At 38.1% G+C, this 6,297-nt stretch carries 7 protein-coding genes; 5 read left to right on the top strand and 2 right to left on the bottom strand.

The window, feature by feature from the left end; all coding sequences use genetic code 11:
- Positions 1-386 precede the first annotated feature (386 nt).
- The gene (locus ACTWP7_RS15780; protein WP_443124013.1) at positions 387-698 is read right to left on the bottom strand and encodes a hypothetical protein; all 312 of its coding nucleotides are present in this window, start codon (positions 696-698) and stop codon (positions 387-389) included.
- A gap of 396 nt (positions 699-1,094) precedes the next feature.
- Between ACTWP7_RS15780 and ACTWP7_RS15775 the strand changes: the two genes are divergently transcribed.
- Both ACTWP7_RS15775 and ACTWP7_RS15770 read left to right on the top strand, forming a co-directional pair.
- On the top strand, positions 1,095-1,649 hold the full coding sequence (locus ACTWP7_RS15775) for a DUF7010 family protein (RefSeq protein ID WP_443124012.1): 555 nt from the start codon (positions 1,095-1,097) through the stop codon (positions 1,647-1,649).
- Positions 1,650-1,800: 151 nt separating this feature from the next.
- Positions 1,801-2,166 carry a DMT family transporter gene (locus ACTWP7_RS15770; RefSeq protein WP_443124011.1) on the top strand — a complete coding sequence of 122 codons (366 nt, stop codon included), beginning with the start codon at positions 1,801-1,803 and terminating at the stop codon, positions 2,164-2,166.
- Between the two features lie 175 nt (positions 2,167-2,341).
- On the opposite strand, the gene ACTWP7_RS15765 is transcribed toward ACTWP7_RS15770, so the two are convergent.
- Positions 2,342-2,761 carry a hypothetical protein gene (locus tag ACTWP7_RS15765; protein WP_443124010.1) on the bottom strand — a complete coding sequence of 140 codons (420 nt, stop codon included), beginning with the start codon at positions 2,759-2,761 and terminating at the stop codon, positions 2,342-2,344.
- A gap of 429 nt (positions 2,762-3,190) precedes the next feature.
- Here ACTWP7_RS15765 and ACTWP7_RS15760 point away from each other — a divergent pair, with 429 nt between their 5' ends.
- From ACTWP7_RS15760 to ACTWP7_RS15750, 3 genes are all read left to right on the top strand, one after another.
- The gene (locus tag ACTWP7_RS15760) at positions 3,191-3,976 is read left to right on the top strand and encodes a nucleotidyltransferase domain-containing protein (RefSeq protein WP_443124009.1); all 786 of its coding nucleotides are present in this window, start codon (positions 3,191-3,193) and stop codon (positions 3,974-3,976) included.
- Between the two features lie 21 nt (positions 3,977-3,997).
- Complete coding sequence (locus ACTWP7_RS15755; protein WP_443124008.1) at positions 3,998-4,537, top strand: GNAT family N-acetyltransferase; 540 nt, start codon at positions 3,998-4,000, stop codon at positions 4,535-4,537.
- A gap of 1,428 nt (positions 4,538-5,965) precedes the next feature.
- Positions 5,966-6,289 carry a PadR family transcriptional regulator gene (locus tag ACTWP7_RS15750; RefSeq protein WP_443124007.1) on the top strand — a complete coding sequence of 108 codons (324 nt, stop codon included), beginning with the start codon at positions 5,966-5,968 and terminating at the stop codon, positions 6,287-6,289.
- Positions 6,290-6,297 lie beyond the last annotated feature (8 nt).

Below are 6,297 nucleotides of genomic sequence, written 5' to 3'. Positions count from 1 at the left end.
ATGCGAGCTTCAATATATTGAAGGAGATTCAAAGAATCCTTACAACCGTCGGTGCGACGGGGTTAGCCTAATCATTTGAACGAACCGTTAGGTTCGTGCTCTTAGGAATCCCCCAACTTCAAGGAGTTTCAGCGAGTAAGTGGGGGTAGTTCAAGAGGACGATTTTGGTGGATCAAGGATATTAGACAAGCATATTAAAACGTTTATAGCTACAAGATCTATCAAGACAAAGGTAAAATAGGATATTTTTTTCTCTAAATCATCTGTTTTATTATTTGAATTCAAATGAACATTAATAAAGGCCCGGTCGGAAATCGACGAGGCCTATAGTGGATCGATTGATAAAATGTTTTTTTGTGTTAAAAGGAACCTGTTACTAGCAGCGGTTATTGGTTATTTTTCCGTTCCAGTTGGCTCCATTCCGCGTTAACTGCAAAGGCCAGATCATCATTTCCAAATAAAGATAAGATTTCTAATAAAGTTTCTACAGAGATCTGATGGGCTTCCGCTGGAGGTAATGTTAGTTCTACGGCATCCTCCAAAGCAGTATTGGCTGGCTGATTTGGATAAGCTTTTTGATAAATTTCGAAAGGATCCAACTCATTGTTTACACACCATTGAGCAAAAATGAGAATCATCTTTTGTTCATCCTGCTTGTATTGGTGAATGACTTGATCATCCATTTCCTTCCGGTCCATTGCTTAGTCCCCCTCAGATTAAATTAGGTTTTTGCTTGTTAAAAGTGTCCTATTTTCTCAATATGGATACAAGCACTGAATTATGCAATAAAATGCTCTTAGTATCTATTTTAGCATTGGGAGTTCCTGCTGTCTTCTATGGTTTGTCATCTTATCAAAGTCACTGAGAGAACCTGATACTAATAAATAAATGAATTTTTCAAACTGACAATGGAGATTAAAGGGAATTGTGCGTGGTTATAGAAGGTAAGTTATATAGCATATTATAATAGAAGATCCTGTTTTGGAGAGGTCATAATTTAAAGATGGATTGATTAATGGCCTGGTTAGATTTTCTTACTTTTGGATCTGTAGGAGAGGGAAAAATCTTATTTTACTATATCAGAGGAGGCTAATATGAACATTGATCAGGCAAGACAAGAATTAGCGCAGCACAACAAACTGGGAATTCCCATTCTCTATAGTGCTTTCATTTACTGGACAGTAATGCTGGGATTAAGTTTCTTCATTGAAAATGTAAAACTGCTTTCTGTGATTTACTTATATGGAACAGGGATGCTGCTCCCATTAGGGATTTGGATTGCGAAACTAATGAAAATACAGTTGTTTAGTAAGGTAAACCCTCTATCGTCGCTTTCTGGAATTCTCGCTTCTACACCTGCTATAATGGTTCCTTTGACGATTTACATATATTTAACTGATCCCTCAGCTATTCCATTCACAATTGCGGTCATTACGGCGGGACACTTCTTTCCATTTGCCTGGTTGTATCAAACCAGAGCCTACGTGTTTCCATCTATTTTCATGATGATTGGGAGCAGCCTTGGGCTCATCATCTGGCCGGACTTGCAGTTCTTCATCATCCCGATTGTCATGATGGTTTGCCTTGCAGGAATCATAGTAGGAGCCATGAGGGAAAAGAAAACCATGCACTTGGAAATCTCTGCTTAGTATTTTTTTACAAGGCACATACTAATCTGTCTCCTTCTCTAATAATTAGTTAATGGAAGATAAATTCGGGAAAGAATTAAGTACTCCCATTAAAAATACAGAAAATGGCACATTAGAATATATGATGTACTCATAGAAGGAGGTATATTGTATGGCCTATGTTTACTTGGCTATAGGCATAATTGCTGAAGTATTTGGTAGCGCAATGCTCAAAGCGTCGGATGGTTTCACGAGAGTATTCCCTGCAATAGGAGGTGTTGTTGGGTTTGGTACGGCTTTGTATTTCTTATCATTGGCATTTAAATCTATACCTTTAAGTGTTGCTTATGCAACTTGGTGTGGAGTAGGTATAGCAGGTACAGCTTTACTCGGGATATTAATATGGAAAGAAAAACTTAGTTTTATTGGGGTAATAGGGTTAGCTCTAATTGTACTAGGAATCATTTTTGTAAATATTACTCCTGATAATCATGAGGGAAGTTCATTAGAAGTGGAAGAAACAACAACTTCAGATTAACCCTTACTTCATCATCTATTGGAATAAAAACCGGCCCGTATTTCCCAGAACCTCACATTCTTCGTATTCCAGTTCCACCCTAAAGAGGTTAACCACGGAGAAACAAAGAGAAGCTCAGAAAGGTCCTCTCAACCTTTCTGAGCTTCTGTATTAGTGCAATATTTGCTTGGAATAATTAATTTTCCGTTCGCAGCGCCTGCAAAAGGATCTTTTTATGCTGAGGAACCAATTCTCTTAGCTGGTCCGCTGTACAACACCCCGTAAAATATTGAATCACAAGACCATCAACAAAAGCGATCATTATAGAAGCGCCTTGACCATCTTGTATAACTGGATATTCTTTATTGGAGTCAAGCTCTTTCAATTTATCCTGCACATGATCGACCATTTCAATGAAAGCGCCACTAAAGGTCGTTTCATAGATTTCCCCCTGAGAGTAACGGCTCATAACCGTTTTGATTGTTTCTATATTTTGATCATTATAATCCCAGGAATCGTATAAAAATTGTTCAACGAATGCTCCAACACTTGTTGCTTCATTACCTCTGACTGCTTTTACATATTCATCCTCAAGGCCTTTCAATAACTCATCCATATTTCTATGTGAAATCCGATGTTCCATTTGCTTCATCCTTCCTAGTAATGTATTCCTACACCTTACCTACCAGCCGCAATTCATTCTTAGTCATATTTTTACAACTCTTTCTTTTTATACTTGAGAAAAGAAGCTTGCTTACAAAGGTTTGTAGATTTTGTAAATCTAGAAAAAAGGACTAGATATATGATTTTTAATTACTAAACAAAGGACTTTAGTGGTGAATTATTGCAAAATGCGCCAGAAGGAAAAACGGTTTGGATAAATAGAAGCCTTTTATCTATTGATTTAAAGGTGTTTGTCCTCTCTACTCGAATCACGAATACACTTAGTAGAATACAAAATTTTCAGAGTAGTGTTGAAAATTTTGGTAGAAAACGATATGATGGCGTAATATTTATCTATACTAATCAAGAAGAGGTGATGGGGTTGCGTCAGGAAAAAGCCGTTGAAATACTGGTTAATAGCTTAAAAGAAGACCCTGGTGTTCGTAGTATATTTCTAAAAGGGTCCATGGGCAGAAATGAGCATGACGAACATTCCGATATTGACTTGTATTGTTTGGTAAAGGAAGAAGAAGAAAAAACCTTTCTATCTCGCAGACTGAATCATCTCAGAGCCTATAAAGATCTGATATTCTACGACGATATCTTTATCATAGCCCCCCAAATAATAGCAATCTACAATGATTGGCTTCATGTGGATTTATTTACAGTTACCGAAGAGACATTTCAGAATAAGGATTATTTTACAGTTCTATATGATCCTGACCGTTTAATGGACAAGTATAAGGTCGAGCATAAACTAACACTTTCGGAAGCTGAATTTAAAGATCATGTTATTGATATAGCCTGGTTTTTGTTTCAATATAAAAAAGCGAAGGAACGAGGGAATGCGACGTGGGCGCAAGAGATGCTGCGCTACGTCATGAGCCATCTTTCTAATGTAATGTTATACGGATATGCGAGGGACCGCTCCCGGCTTGGACTTAAAGCGATCGAGGTCCATTTACCTCATGAAAAAAGAAAAAGGGTGCTCGAAATTTATGAATGTATAACACCATCTTCCCACGAAAGAGCCGTTAAACATATCGCGTCTCTTCTAAAGGTAGAAATGAACTGGATTCGAGAGATTATTGAAGAAGATGATCAGACGTTACGTTTTTTGAGATTAATGGTCGAAACCTTCTCGGCTCAAGCTGAATTAACCCCCTAAACTACTTGAGAGGATGGTTATATGTTTAAACATGTGATTAATGAACATACGGAATTGCGATTGTTGGAGGTAAGACATGCTGAGGAGTTATTTCGCCTAACGGACTCCTCGAGAGATAGTTTAAGACAATGGCTGCCGTGGATCGATGCTACCAAAACAGTGGAGAACTCCAAAGAGTTCATAGAAAGCACGCTCAAGCAATTTTGCAATAATGATGGGTTCCAGGCTGGAATCTGGTATAAAGGAGAGCTCGCTGGAGTGGCAGGACTACATACGATTAATTGGTCAAACCGATCTACATCTATTGGTTATTGGCTTGGAGAATCCTTTCAAGGAAAAGGGCTCATGACACAGGCGTGTCAGGCTATCGTGGATTACTGCTTCCATGAATTAGATTTAAGAAGGATTGAAATACAGGCGGCGACTGAAAATGAAAAAAGCTTAGCTATCCCGCACAGGCTGGGCTTTAAAAAAGATGGATGTCTTGAAAAGTCCGAACGTCTTTATGATGAATATGTCGATCATGATGTGTTTGCGTTAATCAATGATCATCCTGATTGATGGGAGGTCAGGAAGTTAGAGGAGGGGTGAAATGAACATACTACGCCAGGTCGGTATGATCTTGCTGATATGTGTCGTTACGTATTTTGTTTTAGGGCGTCCTGGTCATGTCCTTCCTATAGTGTTTGGAGGAATTTCAGGATGGGTAATCGTGAATCTATTTAGTAGATTCAGGATCTCGAAACGGTAGATATTCTTTTATTGTAAGTGCGCCGGTTGATTATTAAATTGGAGCTCCATTTGGAGGTTTACCAACTAGAGGAGGGTGCAAGGTGAGTATTTTCGTACCATTACTAATAACAACTTCGGTTTTATTATTAGCTTGGAAAGTTGGAGAAGAAGAGCAAGGAAACAACTTCCGCAAGTAAAGGGGGAAATTATGAGAATATAGTCGGTTTATATCATCAACACAATTATAAGCGGGCTCATGGCCATTCTTGTTTTTATTATGAGAAAGCTAATTTGCAAGGGAAACATTTTAATTAAATTTGTGCCAGAAACTGTAGTGGTAAGAGATTAAACTTATAAACCAAGCATTTAGGGGAAGGAAAATCGTTGAGTACATATCTTTAGATGGCAGGTTTGATGCCGAGTAATTAGCAACTTCATAGTTTATGGAGCAAGGGAGAAAAACTTTAAACGCGTACCTATTACGGACGATTATTCACTTAGAGGGACCGTTCTTTCTATAAATTGGGATCGTAAATGTTTCCGGTCATAGAGTTCCAAACCAAACTGGGAGATTAAGCTGCAAAGGGTGAATCTGAGGAATGGTTTAACTATTATGATCAAGTATGTATATTAAGACGGATATAAAAAGGATGAGCAAAGTGAGTTTGATTATAAATCCTTTGAAAACTTTTTTACCTTCTAAATAGGCTTTAACAGCTTGAATAAAGATAAATAGGGGAGTGAAAAGTGAAAATCCATCATAAGAAAGTGGTAAATCCGTAGAGATCCTGAGCAAATAATAGAAAACCCCCAGGTTAAGGACTGTCCACTCGAGAGTATAAATAAAATTGCTAATCTGTTGACGCATAAATAATCAGCCCTCTAAATTTGTGAAATTTGGATATTTACAGGTTAGCACATAACTTGTTCATTGAGAACAAGATTAAATATAGTAGATGGGCGCCCTTAAATGAAGAGGGGTTTTATAATAAATACTAATAAATATTGGGACGCAATTCCGTACTTAGGAAATGCGTTCTTTTTCATGTGCCCGGATTGCTTACACATGTGGAACCGCTCAATTAGTTGAACCATCAGAAGTCATGATTTCCCATTTCATGGGGGTTAGAGTCGGGCTAAAACAAAAAGTATTATCTTGACAAAATACACTACTTAGCATTACTATATACTAGTAATAAGTAATACTTAATACTGGGGTTGCAGAATACTCATGATTCAGACCAGATGGAGGCGAAAATGGAAAATTTCAGAGAAATGATGAAAGGGGTTCTTGAGGGGTGTGTGCTTGAGATCATCAGCCGTGGCGAAACGTACGGCTATGAAATCACTCAACAGCTGCGGGAACTTGGTTTCACTGATGTGGTTGAAGGCACCGTTTATACAATTACCATGCGGCTTGAGAAAAATAATCTGGTGGACATCGAGAAAAAGCCATCCACTATGGGGCCACCAAGAAAATTTTATACCCTCAACGCAGCAGGGCAGGAACATCTTGAAACGTTTTGGAAAAAATGGGAATTCGTCTCAGGCAAAATCAACGAACTCAAAACCAAACACTAATAAAAAGG

This window comes from Halobacillus sp. B29 (genome assembly GCF_052246755.1).
GTDB lineage: Bacteria > Bacillota > Bacilli > Bacillales > Halobacillaceae > Halobacillus > Halobacillus halophilus.
The sequence above is the reverse complement of the archived record's forward strand: the minus strand, read 5'-3'. Positions and strand labels throughout refer to the sequence as shown.

What these genes read in the sequence shown, in the direction of transcription:
- ACTWP7_RS15780 (WP_443124013.1), bottom strand. Translation starts at nt 698, where the DNA reads ATGGACCGGAAGGAAATGGATGATCAAGTCATTCACCAATACAAGCAG.
- ACTWP7_RS15775 (WP_443124012.1), top strand. Translation starts at nt 1,095, where the DNA reads ATGAACATTGATCAGGCAAGACAAGAATTAGCGCAGCACAACAAACTG.
- ACTWP7_RS15770 (WP_443124011.1), top strand. Translation starts at nt 1,801, where the DNA reads ATGGCCTATGTTTACTTGGCTATAGGCATAATTGCTGAAGTATTTGGT.
- ACTWP7_RS15765 (WP_443124010.1), bottom strand. Translation starts at nt 2,761, where the DNA reads ATGGATGAGTTATTGAAAGGCCTTGAGGATGAATATGTAAAAGCAGTC.
- ACTWP7_RS15755 (WP_443124008.1), top strand. Translation starts at nt 3,998, where the DNA reads ATGTTTAAACATGTGATTAATGAACATACGGAATTGCGATTGTTGGAG.
- ACTWP7_RS15750 (WP_443124007.1), top strand. Translation starts at nt 5,966, where the DNA reads ATGGAAAATTTCAGAGAAATGATGAAAGGGGTTCTTGAGGGGTGTGTG.